This window comes from Janibacter cremeus (assembly GCF_013409205.1).
In the GTDB taxonomy this organism is placed as follows: domain Bacteria; phylum Actinomycetota; class Actinomycetes; order Actinomycetales; family Dermatophilaceae; genus Janibacter; species Janibacter cremeus.
Genome location: NZ_JACCAE010000001.1, coordinates 466,733 through 489,980, shown reverse-complemented (window position 1 = coordinate 489,980; position 23,248 = coordinate 466,733). Strand labels below are relative to the sequence as shown.

Here is a 23,248-nt window from a genome sequence, read left to right as displayed (position 1 = left end):
GACCCGCATGCCCACCCCCGTCCGTGAACCCCTTGCGGCGGAGGACCTGCACTACCCCCAGGAGCTGCCGGTCGTCGCCCGCAAGGACGACATCGCCGCCGCCCTGCGCGAGCACCAGGTCGTCATCGTCGCGGGGGAGACCGGCTCCGGCAAGACCACCCAGCTGCCCAAGATCGCCCTCGAGGTCGGCCGCGGCACCACCGGCCAGATCGGGCACACCCAGCCCCGCCGCATCGCCGCTCGCTCCGTCGCCGAGCGCATCGCCCAGGAGATGCAGGTCGAGCTCGGGGAGCTGATCGGGTACCAGGTGCGCTTCGCCGACCACAGCAGCGATGCCACCGCGGTGAAGGTGATGACCGACGGCATCCTGCTCAACGAGATGCAGCGCGACCGGGATCTGCGCCGCTACGACACGATCATCATCGACGAGGCCCACGAGCGCTCGTTGAACATCGACTTCATCCTCGGCTACCTGGCGCAGCTGCTCCCGCGCCGTCCGGACCTGAAGGTCATCATCACCTCGGCGACGATCGACCCGGAGCGCTTCGCGGCCAGCTTCGCTGATGAGAGCGGCGAGCCCGCGCCGATCATCGAGGTCTCCGGGCGCACCTACCCGGTCGAGGTGCGCTACCGCCCGCTCGGCGAGCAGGACGGCGACGGCGCCGAGGACGATGATCAGGTCACCGGCATCTGCCGGGCGGTCGAGGAGCTGTGGACCGAGCCAGACCCGGGCGGGCCGCGTGACGTGCTCGTCTTCCTCTCCGGTGAGCGGGAGATCCGCGACGCGCAGGAGGCCCTGACGTCGATGCAGCTGCCCGACACCGAGATCGTCCCGCTCTTCGCCCGGCTGTCTGCGGCCGAGCAGCACCGGGTCTTCTCCTCGCACTCCGGACGCCGGATCGTGCTGGCCACCAACGTCGCCGAGACCTCGCTGACCGTGCCCGGCATCCGCTACGTCATCGACGTCGGGACCGCCCGCATCTCGCGCTACTCCCAGCGCACCAAGGTCCAGCGCCTACCGATCGAGCGCGTCTCCCAGGCCTCGGCCAACCAGCGCGCCGGTCGTTGCGGCCGCATCGCCGAGGGCATCTGTATCCGGCTGTACTCGCAGGAGGACTTCGAGGCTCGGCCCGAGTTCACCGACCCCGAGATCCTGCGCACCAACCTCGCCAGCGTCATCCTGCAGATGACCTCCCTCGGCCTCGGGGACGTCGCCCGCTTCCCCTTCGTCGAGCCGCCGGACGCCCGCCAGATCACCGACGGCGTCCGCCTCCTGCAGGAGCTGCAGGCCTTCGACACCGAGGGCGCCGCTGCCCAGGGAACGAAGGGGGCGAAGTCAGGGCGTCGCGGCGGTGGCCGGCGCCTCACGCCGACCGGCAAGACGCTGGCCCGGCTGCCCGTCGACCCGAAGCTGGGTCGGATGCTCATCGAGGCCGACCGGCTCGGCTGCACCACCGAGGTGCTCGTCATCGTCGCCGCGATGTCGATCCAGGACCCGCGTGAGCGGCCGGTCGACAAGCGCTCGCAGGCCGACCAGCAGCACGCGCGCTTCCGGCAGGAGGGATCGGACTTCGCCGGCTGGTGGAACCTGTGGACCTACGTCAAGGACCAGCAGAAGGCCCTGTCCAGCAGCGCATTCCGCCGGATGTGCAAGCGCGAGTACCTGCACTACCTGCGCATCCGTGAGTGGCAGGACCTGCACTCCCAGCTCGTCCGCGCCGCCAAGCAGCGCAAGCTCGACACCCGGCAGCGCACCGCCGCCCGCGACGGCGAGCCGGACTGGGACACCATCCACCAAGCCCTGCTGACCGGCCTGCTCAGCCACGTCGGCCTGCGCGATCCGGACAAGCGCGACTACCTCGGCGCCCGCGGCGCCCGCTTCTCCATCCAGCCGGGGACGACCAACTTCAAGCGACAGCCCCCCTTCGTCATGGCGGGGGAGCTGGTCGAGACCTCCCGGCTGTGGGCCCGCTCGAGCGCCCGGATCGACCCGGTCTGGGCCGAGCGCGCCGGCGCCCACCTGGTCAAGCGGACCTACTCCGAGCCGCGGTGGAGCAAGAAGGCCGCCTCCGTCCAGGCGAGCGAGCGGGTGACCCTCTTCGGTGTCCCGCTCGTCGTCGGCCGGCCCGTCTCCTACGGGAAGATCGACCCGGTCGTCAGCCGTGAGCTGTTCATCCGGCACGCGCTCGTCGAGGGGGACTGGGACGGCCGCCACGACTTCCTCACCGCCAACCGCAAGCTGGTGCGCACCCTCGAGCAGCTCGAGGAGCGCGCCCGCCGCCGAGACCTGCTCGTCGACGAGGAGGACATCGTCGAGTTCTACGACGAGCGACTCCCCGCGGAGATCGTCTCGGGGGCGCACTTCGACTCGTGGTGGAAGAAGGCGCGCCACGATCAGCCCGAGCTGCTGACGATGACCCAGGAGCGCCTCACCCGCGACGACGCCGAGGCAGTGAGCACGAGCGACTACCCGAAGCGCTGGCGCAGTGACGGCCTCGAGCTCGCCGTCACCTACCAGTTCGAGCCCGGCCAGGAGGACGACGGGGTGAGCGTGCACGTGCCCGTCGCGGTGCTCAACCAGCTGACCCCGGCCGGCTTCGACTGGCAGGTGCCGGGCCTGCGCGCCGAGCTCGTCGCCGCCCTGATCAAGTCCCTGCCCAAGGCCACCCGCCGCCACCTCGTGCCCGCCCCCGACCACGCCCGTGCCGCCCTGGCCGAGCTCGATCCGCACGCCGGCACGTCGATCACCAGCCAGCTCTCCGGCGTCCTGGGCCGCCGCGCCGGACTGCGCATCGACGAGGGGGAGTGGGACTTCTCGAAGGTCCCCGACCACCTGCGCGTCACCTTCGTCGTCGAGGACCAGCGCCGCCGTCGCCTGGGCCGCGGCAAGGACCTCAGCGAGCTCGCCGAGCAGATGGCCGGCCACCTGCAGCAGCGGATGTCGCGCGCAGGCGCCTCCATCGAGCGCACCGGCCTGACCGGGTGGGACATCGACGACCTGCCGCAGACCTTCAGCACCAGGGCGGGCAAGCACACCGTGCTCGGCTACCCGGCGCTGGTGGACGAAGGGAGGTCCGTCGCCCTGCGCGTGCTGCCGGACGAGCAGCAGGCCCGCGCCGCCCACCGCGACGGCGTGCGTCGCCTGCTCCTGCTGAACACGATCCCGCCGTGGAAGCGTGTGCTCGCCCGACTGACCAACGCGCAGAAGCTCGCGCTCGCGGACAACCCCCACGGCTCCGTCCCCACGCTCCTCGAGGACGCCCTCGCTGCTGCCGTCGACGACATAGTCACCCAGCACGTCGACGGGCCGGTGCGCACCGCCGCCGCCTTCGACGAGGCGCTGAAGGCCACTCGCACGCACATCGCCCAGCGGGTGCTGACGATCGTCGCCGAGGTCGAGCCCGTGCTCGCCCAGCGCAGCGAGGTGCTGCGCCTGCTTGAGCGGATGGGCTCCCCGGCCCTGACCGGGACCGTCGCCGATGCCCGCGCCCAGCTCGACGGTCTCGTGCGCCCCGACTTCATCGCGGACACCGGCGTGGCGAAACTGCCCGACCTGCGCCGCTACCTGCGCGGGATCCTCGTGCGCCTGGAGCGCGCCGCCGAGAACCCGCGCCGGGATGCGGGCCACCAGGAGGCGATCGACTCCGTGGAGTCCGCCTACGCCGACCTGCTCGAGGCGTTGGGCCCGCTGCGCCGCCGGGCCCAGGACGTCGTCGACATCGGCTGGATGATCGAGGAGCTGCGCGTCTCCCTCTTCGCCCAGTCCCTGGGGACCGCCTACTCGGTCTCCGCCAAGCGCGTGCGTGCCGCCATCGCCGCGGTCCCCACGGACTGACCGGGCCGCCGTCGGCGCGGGAATGGGTGGAACGCAGGGTTCGTTGACACAATGAGTGATGAATCGACAAGGAGGACCTGACGTGGCCGAGCGCCTCTACCGTTACGAGGTCGACACCGACCCCGCTGCTCTGGAGCCGGGGCCGATGATTGTCGCCTTCGACGGCTTCTTCGACGCCGGGATGGCCCAGCGCCTCCTGGTCGACCACCTCCTGGAGGTGAGCGAGCCGACCGTCGTCGCATCCTTCGACGTGGACGCCCTCGTGGACTACCGCTCGCGCCGGCCGGTCATCACCTTCGACGCCAACCGCTACACCGACTACAACGACCCGGCGCTGCTGCTCTACCACCTGACCGACCGCGACGAGCAGAGCTACTACATCCTCGCCGGGCCGGAGCCGGACTACCGGTGGGAGGCGATGGTCTCCTCCGTGACTGAACTCATGGACGAGGTCGGCATCTCCCTGGCGGTCCACGCCCACGGCATCCCCATGGCGGTGCCGCACACCCGGCCCGTCGGCATGACCGTCCACGGCAGCAACGAGCGCCTCATCGGCGAGCACAAGCCCGTCTTCGGCACCGTGCAGGTCCCGGCGAGCCTGGCCGCCCTGCTCGAGCTGCGGCTGGGGGAGTCCGACCGCGATGCCGTCGGCTTCAGCCTGCACGTGCCGCACTACCTCGCGCAGTCGACCTTCCACGACGCGGCGCTGACCGCGCTCAACGCGATCGTCGACGTCACCGGCCTCAACCTGGCCAACGACGCGCTCGCCGAGGCCGCCCGCGAGGGCCGGCTGCAGATCGAGCGTGAGGTCGAGGAGAACGATGAGGTCCGCGAGGCCGTCCAGGCGCTCGAGCGCCAGTACGACGTGCACCTGCGCGGGCTCGAGCGGCCCAGCCTGCTCGCCGGGGAGGGACAGGACCTGCCCTCCGCGGACCAGCTCGGTGCAGAGTTCGAGGACTTCCTGCGCACCCGGGACGACTCCTCCGACTCCCAGTAGCTACTTCGCCTCGGACCACCGCCGCACGACCGAGGTGTCGGCGACGAAGCGCACCTGCTCGCCGCCCAGCCACCGCCGCGCAGCGTCGGTGAGTGCCTGGTCGACCGTTGCCGCGGCCTGATCGGCATACTCCTGCGGGACGTGGACGAGCAGTTCGTCGTGCAGGCACAGCACGATCCGGGAGCGAAGGGGGCGCACGGCCACCCGTACGGTCGCGGCCCAGGCCTTGAACAGCTCGGCGGCCGACCCCTGGATCACGGCGTTGCGGGCGAAGCGGCCACGGGCCGAGGAGAGCGTGTCCCGCCCGTCATCATCGCTGCCATCTGAACCGGGGATGTCGGTGCGCACCCGCCGGCCACCGAAGGTGTGCACGGGCTCCCCGCGCCGGCCCGCGTCCTGCGCGCGCTGCAGGTGCGCCATCGCCACCGGGTACTCCCGCTCCAGCCCGCGCAGCGCCTGGGCGGCCGAGCCGGAACGCTGGCCGTACATCGCCGCGAGCACCGCGATCTTCGCGACCGAGCGTTCCACCCCCAGCTGCGCGGCGACGGGGGAGTAGAGGTCGTTCTCGCGGGTCGCCGCAGCGAAGGCCCGGTCCCCCGAGACCGCCGCGAGCACCCGCGGCTCGACCTGCCCGAGGTCGGCCCGCACGAAGACCCAGTCCTCGTCGGCCGCGACCGCCGGACGCAGCTCGGCCGGCAGGTTGTGCAGCCCGGCCTGGGCCGTCATCCGACCGGCAGCGCCGTCGCAGGCCGCCCACGCCCCGCGCAGCCGGTCGTCGCTGCCGACGTGCTCGCGCAGCCACCGCCAGCCGTAGGTCGTGGCGATCCGCTCCTGCCGACGCCACTCGAGCAGGGCCGGGACCACCGGGTGGGCACCCACCTGCGCCTCGAGGACCCACTTGCGTGTCGAGGGCACGTCGACGCCGGCGCGGGCGAGCATCGTCTTGACCTGGGCGGGGTTGCGCAGGTCGACGTGACCGGTGCCCGGCAGTGCTGCCAGCACCGGTGCGTCGCGTACCTGCCGGGACGCGAGCTCCTCGGCGACGTCGTGCGGCTCGGGACCGGCCGCCGCGGTGACCAGCCGGCTCGCGGCGGCCCGGTCGATGGGCAGGCCGGCACTCTCCAGCTCGACGCACAGGACCGCGGCAGCCGACTCGGCGCATGCCGTGGCGAGCGCACGAGGACCGGCGGCTCGCCTGACTTCGTGCTGGTGTCGGGCGACCTGCCGGGCCGCCTCCGCGAAGGCGGCGCAGCGCTGCGGCGTCGTCAACCACGCGCCCGAGACGGCGTCCGCGCGCAGGTGCCCGTCCGGGCGGACGAGGTCCTCGGGCGGCAGCTCGTCGGAGAGCAGGTCGAACAGGTCCCCGGTGGGCGCACTGGGCACGTCCTGGGGGTCCAGGCCGTGCGTCGCCGCCCAGGCCAGCTCGGGCCCGGCCGCCCACCCACCGTGGATGAGGCGGTGCACCTCGGCGACGTCCCACGTGCGGTCGAGGCGGGCGCCGGCGCGGATGGCCGCAGCGACGGCGTCGGCGGACCAAGTGACCCACCGCACGGTCGGGTCGAGCGCCTCGACGAGCGAGTTGAGGTCCGTGGTCGGTAGGGCAGGGGAGTGCGGGGGCAGCACGGCGCCCACCCCGTCCACGCCGACCACGACGGCCCCGAGATCCTCCACAGGCAGCGAGGCTACCGGCGTGATCCGACACTCCTTCCCGAGCACGGCTACTGCGAGCGCTGCATGGCAGGATCGACGGCGACACCACTGGCCGGCACCACACGAAGGACGTCACATGGGCCTCACCACCGACGCGCTCGGCATCGGGCGGAGCAAGGGCAAGCACGCATCCCGGGACACCCGCCCGGCCCTGGAGCAGGCCCGGGACCCGCAGGGCCGGTCCGGCGCCAACGGCGCGGTCGTGAAGCTCGTGCAGCAGCTGCTGGACATCGGCATCGACGGACACGGCCGCTTCGACTCGGCCGTCGCCGTCGGTGACGCCGCCCTGCTGAAGTCCGGCGGCAACGCCGACACGGCCATCGACCGGATCATCGCCGACCACATCCGGCTCGCCGGCGCCAGCGGCTTCGTCACCAACCTCGGCGGCTTCGCCACGATGGTCGTCGCGCTCCCGGCCAACGTCTTCGGCTTCTACGTCCTCGCCACACGGATGGCCGCGGCCGTCGCCCACGTGCGCGGCCACGACCTGGCGCGTGCCGAGGTGCGCTCGGCCGCCCTGCTCAGCCTGGTCGGCGCAGACGCCCAGGACCTGCTGGCCAAGGCCGGGATGGCCGCTCCGAGCGGTCGCCTCACATCCTTCGCGACGCAGCAGCTGTCCGGCCCCGCGTTGATGGTCGTCAACAAGGCTGTCGGCTTCCGCATCCTCAGCCAAGCGGGGAAGGGGGTCTTCGCCCGCTTCGGCAAGGCCGTCCCGGTCGTCGGCGGCGCCATCGGCGCCGGTATGGACGTGTGGCTGCTCAAGCAGCTCGCCGACCACGTGCGTGAGGAGTTCCCGCCCGCCGGCGACGCCCGGGCGTGACCACCGCAGGGGTAGCCTGATGGTGACAGTTCACCCCGGAGGTGTCCCGATGCCCGCAGGACCCAGCACGTACCGAGCCGCCCGCCTCGCCCACGCCATGCACGAGGCGTCCGCGACGCCCGGGGCCCCGAGCCTGTGGGCGCGAGCACGCGCCGTCCCGCGGATGGTCCGGGCCGTGCGGTCGGGGCAGTACACCGGCCTGACGTCGACGCGGCTGCTGATGCTGCTCGCCGGGGTCGGGTACATCGTCTCGCCGATCGACCTCGTCCCCGAGGGCCTCCTGCTCGCCTTCGGCCTCGTCGACGACGTCCTCGTCATCGGGTGGGTGGCCACCGTGCTGATGCGCGAGAGCGAGGACTTCATCGCCTGGGAACGCGACGCCGCCGCGTGGGCCGCGCAGCAGGGCCGGGGCCACGACGGCCGGGACGGGCAGACGGTGCCGTCCTACGTGGTCCCGGACTGACGCACCTCTTGCCACGTCCCCCGCAGTAGGACAATCTTGAGGGGCGGACATTCCGTGATCCGATAGTCGCTCAGCAGGGGGCGTTGACGATGGCTCACATTCGCTCAGTTCCGGTCGCACTGGCTGCGTCCGTTGGTATCGGTCTTGGTGCGATCGGCCTCGCGCCGGCGAGTGGGGCGTCATCCGATGGCCCCGTCACCGTCGCGAGTGGGCTCAACAACCCCCGTCAGCTCGCGGTGGGCCCCGGGCAGCGCCTGTATGTGGCCGAAGCGGGCACGAACGATTCCTGCAGCCCGATCTCCGGAGTTGACGAGGCCATCCAGTTCTGTGGGCTGGTGGGCTCCGTGACGCAGGTCAGGGGCGCCACACAGGAGCGGGTCGTGACCGGGCTGCCGACGTTGACCTTCAACGGCGAGCTCATGGGAGCGTCCGACGTCGACGTCCGCGGCAACTCGATCGCGGTGCTGGTGGGCGGCATGGCCATCGGCGCGAGCTCGCGTGATGGTCTGGGCGGGGACTTCGAGAGGTTCGGCACCCTGCAGACCGGGCGCCTGAGCCAGGCCGCGATCACCGGAGCGGATCTCGATGTCGCGGCCGACCTCAACGCGTACGAGGTGGCGAGCAACCCGGACGGCAACACTCCTCCCGACAGCAACGCGGTCGGCTTCGCGGCGCTGGACTCCAAGAACTGGGTCGTCACCGACGCCGGTGGCAACTACCTGCGCGAGGTCGGCAAGCGTGGGGAGAGCACCATCGCCGTCTTCCCGGACGGAGCGGCGGTGCCCAACCCGTTCGGTCCTGGCGAGATCTTGCCCCAGGCGGTCCCGACCGACGTCGCGGTCGGCCCCGACGGCGCGTACTACGTGTCGCAGTTGACCGGTTTCCCCTTCCCGACCGATGGCTCGACGATCTGGCGGGTGACGCGTGATGGGCAGGTGAGCGAGTACGCCACCGGTCTGACGACGGTCACCAGCCTGGCCTGGCAGGGTGACACGCTCTACGCCGTGCAGTACGACGACGTGAACTTCCTGGACGGACAGTTCATCGGGTCGCTGCGGCAGGTGACGCCGGGCGGCTCCGAGCACGAAGCGGTCGCATCGCACCTGTCGGCGCCGTACGGGGTCGCGATCCGTGGCAAGTCCGCCTACGTCACGACCGGCGCGACCTCCTCGGGCGGCGGCGCCGTGGTCCGGGTCGACCTGCGCTGACTCGAGCGGCCCCACCAGCACGGACGGGCATACCCACAGCCGCGATGCGTGCGCCGCGTTTCCCACAGGCCGCGAAGGGGGCCTGTCCTCGGCGGTGGTTCCTCGGCAGATTCGAGGCATGACAACGACAGTTCGCCCCCGTGACCCCGCCGAGCTCGCCGTGGTGCTCCCGTACCAGCTCGGCTACCACCCCGGACCCTCGGTCGTGGTGACCGTCCTGCACGACAAGCGGCTCGGGCTCGTCCAGCGCCATGACCTGCACACCGACCCCGACGGGTGCCGTGAGACCGCCCGGCAGGCGATGGCGATCGTCGCCCGCGAAGCGGCGACCTCGGTGATCGTCATCGCCCACGAGGACGGCGCCGGGGACTCGGCCCCCTTGTCGGAGGCGATGCTCGAGGCCGCTTTGGCCCAGGGACTCCACGTCCACGAGCGCGTCGTGGTGCGCGACGGGCGCTGGTACTCGCCCGACTGCCGGGAGAGCTGCTGCCCCGAGGATGGGCAGCCACTCCCGCGCCCGGAGGACGTGCCGGCGATCGCGGCCTTCGTCCACGCCGGCGTCGCGCCCCTGCCCAGCCGGGAGGCGATCGTCGAGGGCGTGCTGCCCGAGCGGGACGAGGAACGGGCCCGCTCGGTGGGCCTGCACCTGGCCTCGCTCGGGCGCTCGAGCAGCACGCAGACCTTCGGTGGCGGGGCCATCCGGCCACCCGTGCCCTGGACGGATCGGGGCGAGGACGTGCTCGAGTGGTGGACCCGGATCCTCGATCCGCGCCTGCAGGCCACCCCCGTCACCGACTTGGCCGACGAGGCGCTCGCGTGGGTGGCCGCATCGCTCCAGGACGTCGTCTGGCGGGACGCGCTCATGGGCATCCTCTGCCCGGGGGCGATGCCGGTGGCGGAGCAGGTGGGGCCCACCGTGGACGCGGCGGCCCTCGCCGCCCGGTGGTGCCCCTGGGTGCCGGACATCCTCTTCGAGGACGAGCTGGAGGGCCTGCCGCCGGAGGAGATCGAGCTCGCGCTCGCCGGGCCGGGCGACGTCTCGCCCCAGCAGTGGCACCAGGAGGTGCTGGCCGTGCGCTCGCGCCTGGTCGAGCTCACCCGGCTGCTTCCGGCGGGGGCGACGCCGCCGGTCCTGTCCCTGGTCGCCCACCTCGCCTGGTGGGTGGGGGACGGGACGATCGCCGGCATCTGCTTGGAGCGAGCACTCGAGATCGACCCGGACCACCGCCTCGCGGAGCTGATGCTGCGGCTGCTCTCCGCCGGGGTGCGGCCCTGGGACGGCCCCGGTGGCGCGGCTGCGGGGGAGGCTGCCTGAGGGTCCGGTGTGCGGACCCCACTCGATCCTCGTCGCTTCGATGGCTATGGTTGACCACAGGTCATGAGCGCCAGCGTCAAGCCCCGGCTTGCTGGCCGGCAACCCTCCTCGCGACGGGGTGCCCCGGGTGATGACCTGGCTGCACCGTAGGGGTGTGGCAAGGCGAGCCCCGGGAGTCATCATCATGAGCGTGACCACCAGGCCCCCGACGTCCTCGGGTTCCTGGCGAGACGGAGACCACCCCGGCCGCCGGAAGTTCGTCACCATCGGTGACCTCGATCTCGAGTCCGGCGACCGGTTGCCCGACGTGGTCCTCGCGTACGAGACGTGGGGCCGGCTCGACGAGACCGGTGACAACGCGATCCTCGTCGAGCACGCCCTCACCGGAGACAGCCACGTCGTCGGACCGGCCGGCCCCGGTCACCCGACGGCCGGTTGGTGGCCCGATCTCATCGGCTCCGGCGCGCCACTGGACACCGACGAGTTCTTCGTCGTCGCGATCAACGTCCTCGGTGGGTGCCAGGGCAGCACCGGCCCCGGCGCCCGGGCCGCCGACGGACGGGCGTGGGGGAGTCGATTCCCCCGGGTGACCATTCGCGACCAGGTCAACGCCGAGGCGCGACTGGCCGACGAGCTGGGCATTCGCACGTGGCACACCGTCATCGGCGGATCCATGGGCGGCATGCGCACCCTCGAGTGGGTCGCGAGCTTCCCCGACCGCGTCGCCACCGCCGTGGCGCTCGCGGCCAGCGGCTACGCCACGGCCGAGCAGATCGGCTGGAGCCAAGCGCAGATCCTCGCGATCCGCAACGACCCGTGGTTCGCCGACGGCGACTACTACGACCGTGCGCAGGGGCCCGAGGCCGGTCTGGGTATCGCCCGGCGCATCGCGCACATCACCTACCGCAGCGAGCCCGAGTTGCACCAGCGCTTCGACCGTGACGTGCGGGACGAGCCCGCCGGGGACAATGGCCGCCCGCGGTACGCCGTCGAGAGCTATCTCGACCACCACGGCGGCAAGCTCGCCGGGCGCTTCGACGCCAACTCCTACGCCGTGCTGTCCGAGGCGATGAACTCCCACGACATCACTCGCGGGCGCGAGGGGCTGCGCGAGGCCCTCGCCCCCTTCGCCGGCCGTCTGATCGTGGCCCCGGTCGACTCCGACCGGCTCTACCCGCCGCGCCTGTCCGAGGAGCTCGTCGAGGCCAAGCCGGGCGCCGAGCTGGTGACGATCAACTCCCTGGTGGGCCATGACGGGTTCCTCACGGAGGTCGAGCAGGTTGCGGACCTGCTGCGGTCCGTCGTGGTCGCGCCACGCCGGCACTGACCCCACGGATGCGATCGTCACCACGGCACGCGTGAGACAGGTCACGCAGTGGCGGTGTAGCGTTCGGCCAAGATCTTCCACCAGCCAGTCGTTGCGAGGAGCAGAAGATGATCGTCGTCGGTTATGTGTCGACCAAGGAGGGCGAGGCCGCACTCGAGCGGGCCTTCGAGGAGTGCAAGCTGCGCAACGAGGAGCTCACCGTCATCCACTCGGATCGCGGCGGCTCCGGTCTCAGCGGTGAGGCCGCCCGCAAGAACGACAGCGACCTGCGTCGTGTCGGTGCCCGCCTCGAGGACGCCGATGTCAAGGGTGAGGTCCGCGGGCTCGTGCGTGGCAAGGAGCCGGCCGAGGACCTCATCGCCGTCGCCGAGGAGACCGACGCGTCGCTGATCATCATCGGTCTGCGTCGCCGCACGCCCGTCGGGAAACTGATCCTCGGCTCCAACGCGCAGCGTGTCCTGCTCGACGCACCGTGCGACGTGCTCGCCGTCAAGGCAGCCCTCCGCTGAGCGCTGCACGCCACCGCGACCGGGGTGCTTCCGAGGGGGAGGCACCCCGGTCGCTTACACCCTCGGACCACCCTCGTGTGCACGTGCACGGGGGCAACGTTTTATAATGGTGACCGAGCCCAACGCAGAGCGTCCGGGCAAGTCGGGACACAGGGGAGACGCCACCTCCGAAGTGCCCCGGCGGAATCCACCGTGACGAAAGGTTGTTGGTGACTGCTGTGTCCCCACGGTCCGACGGGGCGCAGGGCTCCCTCCCCAAGGAGTTCTCGCACCCAGCGCTCCAGGAGTTGGTGCGCCAAGGACACACCGCAGGGCTGGTCACGCCAGACCAGCTTCAGATTGCATTCAGCGAAGCCAAGATCACCCCCAGCCGGGGTAAGGCCGTCTTGCGTGCGCTCGACGACCAGGGAATTGAGGTTCAGGTGCCAAAGTCCATAGCCGCGAAGAAGACGGCCAAGAAGGCCCCCGCGAAGAAGGCCGCGGCTGCCAAGACGGCGGAGACGCCGGCGGAGAAGTCCACGCCGGCGAAGAAGACGAGCGCCGCGAAGGCCACCACGACGAAGAAGGCCGCCGCGAAGAAGACCACGCCCGCCAAGGCCGCCGAGACGCCGGCGAAGAAGACGAGCGCCGCGAAGGCCACCACGACGAAGAAGGCCGCCGCGAAGAAGACCACGGCCGCGCCGCCGACGAAGAAGGCCGCGACCAAGAAGACCGCTGCGACGAAGACGACCGCGGCCGCCGCGGCAGCCCCGCCGAAGAAGGTCGCGCCCGCCAAGCAGGCTGCCGCGAAGAAGGCCGCGGCCAAGAGCGCCGCCTCCAACCCGACGACCACCACGGCCGAGGAGCCCGAAGAGGGCGAGGATGAGGTCCTGGGCGAAGAGCCCAAGGACTCGTCCAAGGGCAAGCGTGACGAGACCGACGAGAAGGGCGGCTTCGTCATCAGCAACGATGACGACGGCGACGCTCCGGCGCAGCAGGTCGTCACCGCGGGCGCCACCGCGGACCCGGTCAAGGACTACCTGAAGCAGATCGGCAAGGTCGCCCTCCTCAACGCCGAGCAGGAGGTCGAGCTCGCCAAGCGCATCGAGGCCGGTCTCTTCGCGGAGGAGAAGCTGGCCACCGCCGAGAAGATCGACATGAAGTTCAAGCGCGAGCTGTGGTGGATCTCCCAGGACGGCAAGAACGCGAAGAACCACCTCCTCGAGGCCAACCTGCGTCTCGTCGTCTCGCTCGCCAAGCGGTACACCGGTCGCGGGATGCTCTTCCTCGACCTCATCCAGGAGGGCAACCTCGGTCTGATCCGTGCGGTCGAGAAGTTCGACTACACGAAGGGATACAAGTTCTCCACGTACGCGACGTGGTGGATCCGTCAGGCGATCACCCGCGCGATGGCCGACCAGGCCCGCACCATCCGCATCCCGGTGCACATGGTCGAGGTCATCAACAAGCTCGCTCGCGTGCAGCGCCAGATGCTCCAGGACCTGGGCCGCGAGCCCACCCCGGAGGAGCTGGCCAAGGAGCTGGACATGACCCCGGAGAAGGTCGTCGAGGTCCAGAAGTACGGTCGCGAGCCGATCTCCCTGCACACCCCCCTCGGTGAGGACGGTGACTCCGAGTTCGGTGACCTCATCGAGGACTCCGAGGCGGTCGTCCCGGCCGACGCGGTCAGCTTCACCCTCCTGCAGGAGCAGCTGCACTCGGTCCTGGACACCCTCAGCGAGCGCGAGGCCGGCGTGGTCTCGATGCGCTTCGGCCTGACCGACGGCCAGCCGAAGACCCTCGACGAGATCGGCAAGGTCTACGGGGTCACCCGTGAGCGCATCCGCCAGATAGAGAGCAAGACCATGAGCAAGCTGCGCCACCCGAGCCGTTCGCAGGTCCTGCGCGACTACCTGGACTGAGCATCACCACGACGAAGGGGGCGTCCACCATCGCGGTGGGCGCCCCCTTCGCCGTGTCCGGTCGCCGTGTCCGGTCGACGCCGTGCCTCAGCGTCGGCGGACCACGTCGACCAGTCGCTGCGGCAGGGAGAGCCAGGCGTCGACACCGGCGCGGGGCCACAGGGCCGCCTTCAGGCGTGAGCCGGCCATCCGCTGCTGGCGGACCTCGCCGACGATCGAGGAGACCTCGGCGCGGATGTCGGGCAGCTGCTGGTCGGGGCGGCCGTAGCGGGCCCGCTCCACGGTCACCACGACGTGGTCGAGCTGCTCACGGGCCGGCTCGTCGAGGTAGCCGTGACGGCTGACCCAGTCGCCGGCGCGGCGGGGCGTGGCCCCGACCGGCGGGCGCAGGCCCAGGTCGTCCAGTCGTTCGAGCAGGTCCTCCCACTCCGCCTCGATCCGGGTCGGGGCGTCGCCGGCCGTGGCCCGATCACGTCGGCGGGCCAGCCATGCGCTGACCGGCATGAGACCCAGGGCGGCCACGACGAGCAGGAGGCCCAGCAGCCACCTGCGCCAGTGGAAGGTCTCGGCCTCGCCGCCGGGCTGGTCGGTCGCGGTCGGGTCGTCCAGCTGCGGGGACGCCTGCGTCGTCGTGGTCGTGGTCTCGCTCGTGGTCGTTGACTCCGGCGAAGTCGCGGCCCCTTCGCGCTCGAGGGCGATGGAGTACGACGGCACGCTCGCGGCGCGGGCACCCGGGGTCGGCTCGAAGCGCGTCCACCCGACGCCGTGGAAGTACAGCTCCGGCCAGGCGTGGGCGTCGCTCGCGCGGATGACGCGCTCGTCGGTGCCTGCTGCCGTGCCGGGCAGGAAGCCGACGACCACCCGGGCGGGGATGCCGTGGGCACGCGCCAGCAGGGTCATGGTCGAGGCGAACTGCTGGCAGTAGCCGACCTTCGTCTCGAGGAAGGAGAGGATCGGGTCGTCGGGGGAGCCCGGTGGGTCGGGGACCTCGAGGTCGTACGCGAACTGCGACCCACGCAGGTACTCCTGGAAGGCCTGGGCCGCCTTCAGGTCGTCGACGTCCTGCGGGGCGAGCGAGGCGGCCAGCTCCTGGATCGTCTCGGCCGACGCGGGGTCGAGGGCGAGGTTCTCGTCGGCGTGGGCAGCGAGGTCGATCGAGGACCGGGGGGCGCCCGTGCCGAAGTCCTCCTCCTGCGGGTCCAGCTCGAGGTAGCTGCTCGAGTAGCTGCCCGGGGTGCGCTGGACCCGGGCGGAGCCGTCGGTGCCGAGAGCCCAGGGGAGGCCACCGGTGTCGACCTCGGTGAGGTGGAGCGGCAGGGCGATCTGCGGGGCGGCCACGCCATTGGCCTCGACGTCGATGGCGCGCTCCTCCCGGGGGATGCCCTCGTCCGCGGCGGGCGCCGGGGCGGGCAGCTGGAAGCCCTCGCGGGGCTGGGGAGCATCCGAGCGCATCCGCCCGAAGCCGTCCCGGAAGTCCGTGACCACGGCGACCCGAAGCGGCTCCGGCGTCGGGTCGTCGGTCGTGTAGCGCAGCACCGGTTCCTCGCTCGGCGAGGCGAGGCTGCGTTTGAGGTCGAGCTCGGTCGACAGGCGGATGCCGTCGGTCGAGCGGGCCGATCCGGCACCTCCCGCGCCGAGCCCGTCGAGGACGTAGCGCGTGGGCAGGTGGGGCAGGGCCGGCGGGACGAGCACTGCAGCGGCGAGGCAGACCGCGGCCAGTCGGGCGGCCTGCCACCGCAACGAGCGCTCGGCGACGCCCTCGGCGTCGGAGCTGTCCCTCATCAGCGGGACGGCCGTCATCCACTCGCGCAGCTCCCGGTCGTGCTGGTTGGCGACCATCGCCAGCCACAGCACGCCGCCCACGGCGAACCAGCCCCAGGGCAGGGCGCCGCCGGAGTTCGCCGCGGAGACGAGGAAGAGGGAGAGCAGGGGCAACCCCGCAACCGACGGGGACGCGGCCGTCGCTGCCGACATGTCGACGGCCAACCCGACGACCACGACGATGATGACGAGCATGACGCTCACCCCGGGACTCTCCGGCGCGGGAGCGGCGTAGGTGGTGATCGTCTCCCGGGCGTCGTACACGTAGTCCAGCAGGCGCGGCACCGTCCGGGTGGTCGGCACGATTCCGTAGACGGTGGTCCCACCGAGCTGGGTGACCAGGACGTACGCCGTCCCGGCCAGGAGCTGGCCGAGGATGGTCACCCCGGCGCGTCGGGCGAGCCCGCGCAGCACGATGCCGGTGACCATGACGACCAGGACGCCGAGCGCTGCGGTCGGCAGCCAGGCGGATTCCCTGAAGAGCGCCGTCAGCGGCATCGCGACGACGAGGGTGGCCATGGCCGCGAGCGACGCGGCGACGCCGTGCGTCCTGGAGCTCATCGGTGCGCCGCCCGTCCGACCACCAGCTGCTCCCACAGGCGGGGGAGCTGGTCACCGGGGCGCACGACCGAGCTGCACCAGCCACCCAGGGCCAACTGCTGCGCGGTCAGGTCTGCGGCGCCGCTGCTGCCCGCATCGAAACCGCCTCGGTCGATGACCAGCGCCAGACCGTGTGCAGCGCGTGCGGCGCACAGCTCGGCGTCCTGGTGGGCGAGCGCGCCGATCACCGTGACGACGAGCCCTCCGCCGTGCTGGGCGAAGTCCTCGAGTGCCTCGACCATGCTCTGCGCCGATGTCTGCTCCGACGGCTGCACGGCGGCCAGAAGGTCGAGGGCGAGGTCGATGGTCTCCAACGGGACGGCCCGCCCCACCTCGTCGGAGGCGAGGTGGAGATGGACCTCGAAGCGCTCGCCGAGCAGCAGTGCCGTGATGGACGCGGCAGCGGTGACGGCCCATTCGAAGGAGCCGCCGTTGCCGGTCCCGGCATGCACGCGGGCGCGGTCGTCCAGGACGACCAGGGCGCGACGGCGGGCGGGTTCCTCGTCCTGGCGCACCATCGTCTCCCCGGTGCGGGCGGTGGAGCGCCAGTGGATGCGGCGCAGGTCGTCGCCGATCCGGTACTCGCGCACGCCGATGTCGTCCTCACCGTGCAGCGCCATCCGCGGCGACGACGCGGACTCGCCGCCGCTGCCTGCGGGGACGCCTCGGACGGGCAGCAGGGGCAGGGTGCGCGGCAGGACGACGAGCGCGTCCCGGCCGGGGACGGCGACCGAGCGGGTGGCCAGGCCGAAGGGGTCGCTCGTGCGAACGGTCAGCTCTCCGATCGCGTGGTGGCCGCGCACGTGGGAGCGCACCCGGTAGTGCAGCGCGCGCTCCTCGTCCCGACGCAGCCGGGGGATCAGCAGGTGGGGCCGGTCGCCGAGCGCGTAGGCCAGCCCCTCCTCGGCACGCAGCAGGGGGGAGGTGGACCGGCCGGTGTTGCGGACGCGGAGCGTGACGTCGGCGTGCCCGTCGATCGCGACGCGCGCCGGTGAGAGCGAGCGGGTGACCTCGAGTGAGACCGAGCGCCGCGCCAGGAGGGAGGCCAGCAGGGGGAGGGTGACCAGCAGCGCCCCGACCCTCGTCAGGTCGTGCAGCCCGAGGACCATGCCGGCCAGGGCGATGAGCACCCCTGCGCCGACGAAGACACGTCCACGAAGGGTCATCGCTCAGCCGTGGCCGGGCACGCGCGTGCGCGCCAGGATGTCCGCGACGACCTCGGCCGCGGAGCGGCGGGCGAGCTGGGCCTCGCTGCTGAGCAGGAGCCGGTGCTCGAGCACGACGGTGGCCAGCGACTGGACGTCGTCCGGCAGCACGTGGTCGCGGCCGGCGAGGGCGGCGTGCGCGCGAGCGGCCCGCAGCAGGTGCAGGGTTGCGCGCGGCGAGGCGCCGAGGCGGATCTGGGAGCTGGTGCGGGTGGCCGTGGCCAGGTCGACGACGTACTGCCGCACGGCGGGGGAGGCGTACACGGTGCGCACGGCACGGACGAGAGCGACGATCCCCTCGGCATCGGTCACCGGGTCGAGCCCGTCCAGTGGGGAGCGCGACCCGTGGTGGTCGAGCATGTCGACCTCCGAGGCCGCCGTCGGGTAGCCGACGGACAGGCGGGCCATGAAGCGGTCGCGCTGGGCCTCGGGGAGGGGATAGGTGCCCTCCATCTCCACAGGGTTCTGCGTGGCCATGATGATGAAGGGCTCCGGGAGCTGGTAAGTCTCCCCGTCGACGGTGACCTGCGCCTCCTCCATGCACTCCAGGAGGGCTGACTGCGCCTTGGGTGAGGCGCGATTGATCTCGTCACCGACGACGACGTTGGCGAAGACGGCCCCGGGCCGGAACTCGAAGTGGCGGGTCTGCTGGTTGTAGATGTTCACGCCGGTGATGTCGCTCGGCAGCAGGTCCGGGGTGAACTGGACGCGGCGCACCGAGGCGTCGAGGCTGCGGGCGAGGGTCTTGGCCAGCATCGTCTTGCCGACGCCGGGCACGTCCTCGATGAGCAGGTGCCCCCCCGCGAGGAGCACGGTGATCGCGGTTCGCACGACGTCCGGCTTGCCCTCGATGACGCCGTTCATCGCCTCGGCGAGGCGCGCCCCCACGGCCACGACGTGCTCGAGGTCCTCGCTCGGGCTCTGCACGGGCGCAGTGCCTTCCCTGCTCAGCGTCACCACGACTCCGATCCGTAGGGGTCCCGGACGTTCCCCCACTTCGCTCCAACTCACCCCCGAGCCTACGGGGCCACACGACGCATCCCTGCTCCCTCGGGCTCCCCACCTGCAGGTTCTGCACCCCGATCGGCCGGAGAAGATCGAGGATGACGGGCTGGTCGAAAATTCCCTCCACTTTGCCCCATCCCTTGTTTGTCAGGGAAAACTCAGGGGAATTGGTTCGGATCTGCGGGCGTGGAGGGTGTGTTTTGACGATAGGTGGAGTAAAGTGGGGGATCAAGGAAGCCGGTGGTGGCATTCGGGTCGATTCGAAGGGGAGGTGGCGCGATGTTCCTCGGGACGCACACACCTCGTCTCGACGAGAAGGGACGCCTCTTCCTCCCCGCGAAGTTTCGCGACAAGCTCGCCGGTGGCCTCGTGATGACCCGCGGCCAGGAGCGCTGCCTCTACGTCTTCCCCATGGACGAGTTCGTCAAGGTCACCCAGACGTTCCAGCAGGCCCCCACCTCCAGCAAGGCCGCCCGCGACTACATGCGTGTCTTCCTCTCCGGGGCGAGCGACGAGATCCCCGACAAGCAGGGCCGGGTCACCGTGCCGTCCGCGCTGCGCGACTACGCCGGTCTCGACCGCGACTGCACCGTCATCGGGGCCGGCTCCCGGGTCGAGGTCTGGGACACCGCCGCGTGGGACGAGTACCTGGCCAGCACCGAGCAGGCCTTCGCCGACCAGTCCGAGGAGGTGATCCCCGGACTCATGTGACCGCAGCTGCCATCCGGCCTCCAGCCGTGACGGCGCCGACCCGACTTCCCCCGGGCCGGAACGTCCCGGATGGGGACCAGGTGCCAGCTGCAGGACACGACGAGGCATCGGAGATCACCCCGCTCACCCACAGCAACCAGCACACACGACGAGATGACGAAGGGAGTGCCCGTGGACGACGCAGACGCCCGCCCCGAGCAGGGGCGAGACGCTGCCGGCCGGCACGTCCCCGTCATGCTCGAGGAGGTCCTCGATCTGCTGGCGCCCGTCCTGACAACGCCCCCTCCGGGCGCTGACAGGCTCGTCCACGTCGACGGCACCCTGGGCATGGGCGGCCACGCCGAGGCGGTCCTGGCGGCCAGTGCGGACGTGCACCTCGTCGGCATCGACCGCGACCCGCAGGCGCTGGAGCTCGCGGGGGAGCGACTCGCCCGATTCGGTGACCGCGTCACCCTCGTGCACGCGACCAACGACGAGATCGACGTGGTCCTCGACGAGCTGGGCATCGACACCGTCACCTCGGCCTTCTTCGACCTCGGCGTCTCCTCCCTGCAGCTCGACGAGACCGAGCGCGGCTTCGCCTACGCGCACGACGCCCCGCTGGACATGCGGATGGACCCGGGCGTCGGCATGACCGCCGCCGACGTGCTCAACACCTACCAGGCCCGCGACCTGGCCCGCGTCCTCTCCCAGTACGGGGAGGAGCGCTTCGCCCGCAAGATCGCCGCGGCGATCGTCCGGGAGCGGGAGATCACCCCCTTCGTCACCTCCGCACGCCTGGTGGAGCTGCTGCGCAGCACCATCCCGATGGCCACCCAGCGCGGTGGCGGTCACCCGGCCAAGCGCACCTTCCAGGCGCTGCGGATCGAGGTCAACGAGGAGCTGGCCGGCTGGAGTCGGGCCCTGCCCGTGGCGCTGCGCCGCGTGGCCATCGGCGGCCGGATCGCCGTGCTGTCCTTCCACTCCCTCGAGGACCGCATCACCAAGCGGGCCCTGGCCGCCGGTGCCACCTCCACCGCGCCCCACGACCTGCCCGTCGAGCCACCCGAGCACCAGGCCGAGCTGCGACTGCTCACCCGCGGTGCCCTCGTGCCCACGCAGGCAGAGCTCGACACCAACCCCAGATCCGCCTCGGTGCGCCTGCGCGCAGCCGAGCGCACCAAAGCACCCAGGTCGACGAAAGGCACTGCGCGATGAGCCAGATGTCCGTGGCAACCACCCTCGCCAAGCGCTCCACCTCGGGCGAGCGACGTACCTCGCTGCGCGTCGTCACCCCGCAGGAGCGGACCGGCTCTGCCTGGTTCCCCGTCCTGTGCATCGCGCTGCTGCTCGCCGGCCTGGGGGCCGTGCTGGGACTGAACACGGCGATGGCGCAGGACTCCTTCGAGGTGACGGCCCTGGAGGCCAGGACCGCCGAGCTCGCCGACACCGAAGCGGCCCTCCAGCAGTCGATCAACGACCGTTCATCCCCGCAGAACCTGGCCAGCGAGGCCCGGGCACTGGGCATGGCGCCCAGCAGCACCGCCGCCTTCATCGACATCGACAAGGGCCGGATCCTCGGCGTGGCGACGGTCGCGGAGAACCCGGAGGGATTTACCGTGGACGCAGCGGCCACGGCCACCGTGGACGAGCAGCAGTCATCTCAGAAGACGTCGTCGGACGACAAGGCCGCCGACAGCAAGGACGACGAGGCGGCCAAGGACTCGGACACCTCCGAGTCCACGATCGACTGACCCACACGACCACCCGCGACGCAGAGAGGCAGCGCCTGTGACCGAGCGTCGATCCGGCGGCAGCGGGTCCTCGCCCCGCCGCACGCCCGGAGCGAAGGGGGCGACCCCCCGGCCACGCACCGCGCCCACGGCCAAGAAGACCGCGGCGAAGAAGTCGAGCGCTCGCAAGGCGGCACCGCGTCGACCGGCCGCGGGAGGGCCGAGCGCGAAGAAGGCCACAACCAGCCGCCCGGCCCCACGGCGACAGACCCCCGCGGCAGCGTCGGTGGCGCCCGGCAACTCCAGGGCACGCATGCGGGCCCTGATGGTCGCCTCGCTGATCGTGCTCAGCCTCTTCGCGGCGCAGTTGCTGCGCATCCAGGGATTCGACTCCGAGGCCGTCGCCGCCAACGCCCTGGCCCAGCGCACCCATACCGAGACCATCCCGGCACAGCGCGGCACGATCTACGGTGTCAACGGCACCGCTCTGGCCCAGAGCCAGGAGCGGCGCACCGTCACCGTCGACCAGACGGCCGTACCCGAGTACACCAAGACCGTCGACGACGAGCTGACCGAGGTCGGCGTCGAGGGGGCGGCCCGGGACCTGGCACAGTTGCTCGACGAGTCGGCCGGGGACCTGCAGGAGATGATGACGGGGCAGGAGCGCTATGTCGTCCTCGCCAAGAACATCTCGCCCCTGACCTGGCGCAGGATCAACGACCTGGGCATCCCCGGCATCTACTCCGAGCGCACCTCCCAGCGCACCTACCCGCAATCGACGACGGCCGCCTCGCTCGTCGGTTTCGTCCAGCCCCAGGACCAGAGCGCCGGCGCCGGTCTGGAGCTGCAGTTCGACGACGTCCTGACCGGCGAACCCGGCCGGGCGACCTACCAGATCGCCCAGGACGGCTCCCGCCTGCCCAACGCGTCGGACGAGGTCAACTCCGCCCAGCCCGGGCGCGACATCCGCCTGACGATCGACAACGACATCCAGTGGTACGCGCAGAACGCGCTGGCCAACCAGGTCGAGGAGACCAAGGCGCTCTCCGGCACGATCGTCGTCGAGGACGTCAACACCGGTGAGCTCGTCTCGTTGGCCTCGTACCCGACCTTCGACCCCAACGACCTCGGTAGCGCCGACGGCGTGTACACCAACCTCGCCTTCAGCGACGTCTTCGAGCCCGGTTCGACAGCGAAGATCATGACCGTCGCCGCCGGCCTCGAGGAGGGCACGATCACCCCGAGCTCGCCGATGCTCCTCCCGGGATCGATGCGCCGCGGCAACGCCACGCTCAAGGACTCCCATCCCCACCCGGACGAGTACCGCACCGTCGCCGGTGCCCTCGCCGAGTCGAGCAACACCGGCATGATGCTCATCGGCGAGACGATGTCGCCCAAGACGCTCGAGGAGTACCTGCGCCGCTTCGGCCTGGGGTCGAAGAGCGGGTCCGGCTTCCCCGGCGAGTCCGCCGGTCTGTTGCCGCCGGCGCAGGAGTGGAGCGGCTCGCAGCGGTACACGATGACCTACGGCCAGGGTGTCTCGACGACCGCGATCCAGGCGACCAACGTCTTCCAGGCCATCGCCAATGACGGCGTGCGGCTCAGCCCGACTTTCGTCGACGCGATCAAGGACGAGGAGGGCAGATGGCAGCCGGCGCAGGAGGCCGAGAGCACGCGCGCGGTGTCGAAGAAGACCGCCAACCAGGTCTCGCGGATGCTCGAGGGGGTCGTCTCCGAGGAGGGCACCGCCCCCAAGGCGCAGATCGAGGGCTACAGCGTTGCCGGCAAGACCGGTACGGCCGACCGCTACGACCCGGACACCGGTGGCTACTCCGGCAAGACGGCCAGCTTCATCGGCTACGCGCCGGCCGACGACCCGCAGCTCGTGGTCTCGGTGATCCTGCAGCGCCCGATCAAGGGCTACTACGGCGGCACCGTCGCCGCACCGGTCTTCAAGGACGTCATGACCTACGCGCTGCAGAAGCAGAAGGTCCCGCCGACGCCGAAGGACGAGCGCACCCCGAAGGTGCGTACCGTGCCGCCCGGCGAGCCCGACATGAACGACCCCGATCTCCTGCGTGACCGGGGCGCTCCCGGTGGAGGGTAAGG

At 71.5% G+C, this 23,248-nt stretch carries 17 protein-coding genes and 1 riboswitch; of the genes, 13 read left to right on the top strand and 4 right to left on the bottom strand.

Annotation, left to right across the window (positions count from 1 at the left end; all coding sequences use genetic code 11):
• Nucleotides 1-7: 7 nt before the first annotated feature.
• Nucleotides 8-3,835 carry an ATP-dependent RNA helicase HrpA gene (gene hrpA / locus BJY20_RS02195; protein ID WP_185990027.1) on the top strand — a complete coding sequence of 1,276 codons (3,828 nt, stop codon included), beginning with the start codon at nt 8-10 and terminating at the stop codon, nt 3,833-3,835.
• A gap of 82 nt (nt 3,836-3,917) precedes the next feature.
• Nucleotides 3,918-4,832, top strand: coding sequence for a PAC2 family protein (locus tag BJY20_RS02190; protein WP_185990026.1), 915 nt, complete (start codon nt 3,918-3,920; stop codon nt 4,830-4,832).
• On the opposite strand, the gene BJY20_RS02185 is transcribed toward BJY20_RS02190, so the two are convergent.
• Entirely contained in the window at nt 4,833-6,503 is a 1,671-nt protein-coding gene (locus tag BJY20_RS02185; protein WP_185990025.1) for a DNA polymerase, read from the bottom strand. It lies immediately after the preceding gene.
• Nucleotides 6,504-6,618: 115 nt separating this feature from the next.
• On the opposite strand from BJY20_RS02185, the gene BJY20_RS02180 reads away from it, so the two are divergent.
• The 7 genes from BJY20_RS02180 to BJY20_RS02150 all read left to right on the top strand — a co-directional run bounded on the left by BJY20_RS02180 (nt 6,619) and on the right by BJY20_RS02150 (nt 14,085).
• Nucleotides 6,619-7,362, top strand: a complete 744-nt coding sequence (locus tag BJY20_RS02180; protein WP_221935219.1) for an EcsC family protein — start codon at nt 6,619-6,621, stop codon at nt 7,360-7,362.
• Nucleotides 7,363-7,411: 49 nt separating this feature from the next.
• Nucleotides 7,412-7,825: a YkvA family protein gene (locus tag BJY20_RS02175; RefSeq protein ID WP_185990024.1), complete on the top strand. Its 414-nt coding sequence runs from the start codon at nt 7,412-7,414 to the stop codon at nt 7,823-7,825.
• 89 nt (nt 7,826-7,914) lie between these two features.
• Nucleotides 7,915-9,033 carry a ScyD/ScyE family protein gene (locus tag BJY20_RS02170; RefSeq protein WP_185990023.1) on the top strand — a complete coding sequence of 373 codons (1,119 nt, stop codon included), beginning with the start codon at nt 7,915-7,917 and terminating at the stop codon, nt 9,031-9,033.
• Nucleotides 9,034-9,151: 118 nt separating this feature from the next.
• Nucleotides 9,152-10,348: a DUF4192 domain-containing protein gene (locus tag BJY20_RS02165; RefSeq protein ID WP_185990022.1), complete on the top strand. Its 1,197-nt coding sequence runs from the start codon at nt 9,152-9,154 to the stop codon at nt 10,346-10,348.
• Between the two features lie 59 nt (nt 10,349-10,407).
• A riboswitch (SAM riboswitch) is annotated at nt 10,408-10,517 on the top strand.
• Nucleotides 10,518-10,532: 15 nt separating this feature from the next.
• Nucleotides 10,533-11,675 carry a homoserine O-acetyltransferase MetX gene (gene metX, locus BJY20_RS02160; RefSeq protein WP_185990021.1) on the top strand — a complete coding sequence of 381 codons (1,143 nt, stop codon included), beginning with the start codon at nt 10,533-10,535 and terminating at the stop codon, nt 11,673-11,675.
• 107 nt (nt 11,676-11,782) lie between these two features.
• Complete coding sequence (locus BJY20_RS02155) at nt 11,783-12,184, top strand: universal stress protein (RefSeq protein WP_185990020.1); 402 nt, start codon at nt 11,783-11,785, stop codon at nt 12,182-12,184.
• 209 nt (nt 12,185-12,393) lie between these two features.
• Nucleotides 12,394-14,085, top strand: coding sequence for an RNA polymerase sigma factor (locus tag BJY20_RS02150; RefSeq protein ID WP_185990019.1), 1,692 nt, complete (start codon nt 12,394-12,396; stop codon nt 14,083-14,085).
• A gap of 87 nt (nt 14,086-14,172) precedes the next feature.
• Here the strand turns inward: BJY20_RS02150 and BJY20_RS02145 are convergent, their stop codons facing one another.
• Genes BJY20_RS02145 through BJY20_RS02135 form a run of 3 tightly spaced genes read right to left on the bottom strand, consistent with a single transcriptional unit; the run spans nt 14,173 to nt 18,638 of the window.
• The gene (locus tag BJY20_RS02145) at nt 14,173-16,467 is read right to left on the bottom strand and encodes a transglutaminase TgpA family protein (protein WP_185990018.1); all 2,295 of its coding nucleotides are present in this window, start codon (nt 16,465-16,467) and stop codon (nt 14,173-14,175) included.
• Complete coding sequence (locus BJY20_RS02140) at nt 16,464-17,672, bottom strand: DUF58 domain-containing protein (RefSeq protein WP_185990017.1); 1,209 nt, start codon at nt 17,670-17,672, stop codon at nt 16,464-16,466. Before BJY20_RS02140 ends, BJY20_RS02145 begins: the two co-directional genes overlap by 4 nt.
• Nucleotides 17,673-17,675: 3 nt before the next feature.
• Complete coding sequence (locus tag BJY20_RS02135; protein ID WP_343062743.1) at nt 17,676-18,638, bottom strand: AAA family ATPase; 963 nt, start codon at nt 18,636-18,638, stop codon at nt 17,676-17,678.
• 357 nt (nt 18,639-18,995) lie between these two features.
• Here BJY20_RS02135 and mraZ point away from each other — a divergent pair, with 357 nt between their 5' ends.
• The 4 genes from mraZ to BJY20_RS02115 all read left to right on the top strand — a co-directional run bounded on the left by mraZ (nt 18,996) and on the right by BJY20_RS02115 (nt 23,246).
• Nucleotides 18,996-19,427: a division/cell wall cluster transcriptional repressor MraZ gene (mraZ, locus tag BJY20_RS02130; protein WP_185990016.1), complete on the top strand. Its 432-nt coding sequence runs from the start codon at nt 18,996-18,998 to the stop codon at nt 19,425-19,427.
• A 153-nt stretch (nt 19,428-19,580) separates the two neighbouring features.
• Nucleotides 19,581-20,624 (top strand): 16S rRNA (cytosine(1402)-N(4))-methyltransferase RsmH, encoded by a 1,044-nt coding sequence (rsmH, locus tag BJY20_RS02125; protein ID WP_185990015.1) that lies wholly within the window; start codon nt 19,581-19,583, stop codon nt 20,622-20,624.
• Nucleotides 20,621-21,160 (top strand): cell division protein FtsL, encoded by a 540-nt coding sequence (gene ftsL / locus BJY20_RS02120; RefSeq protein ID WP_185990014.1) that lies wholly within the window; start codon nt 20,621-20,623, stop codon nt 21,158-21,160. The genes rsmH and ftsL overlap by 4 nt, the downstream gene beginning before the upstream one ends.
• Nucleotides 21,161-21,197: 37 nt before the next feature.
• Nucleotides 21,198-23,246, top strand: coding sequence for a peptidoglycan D,D-transpeptidase FtsI family protein (locus BJY20_RS02115; protein WP_343062741.1), 2,049 nt, complete (start codon nt 21,198-21,200; stop codon nt 23,244-23,246).
• The last annotated feature ends 2 nt before the right edge of the window (nt 23,247-23,248 follow it).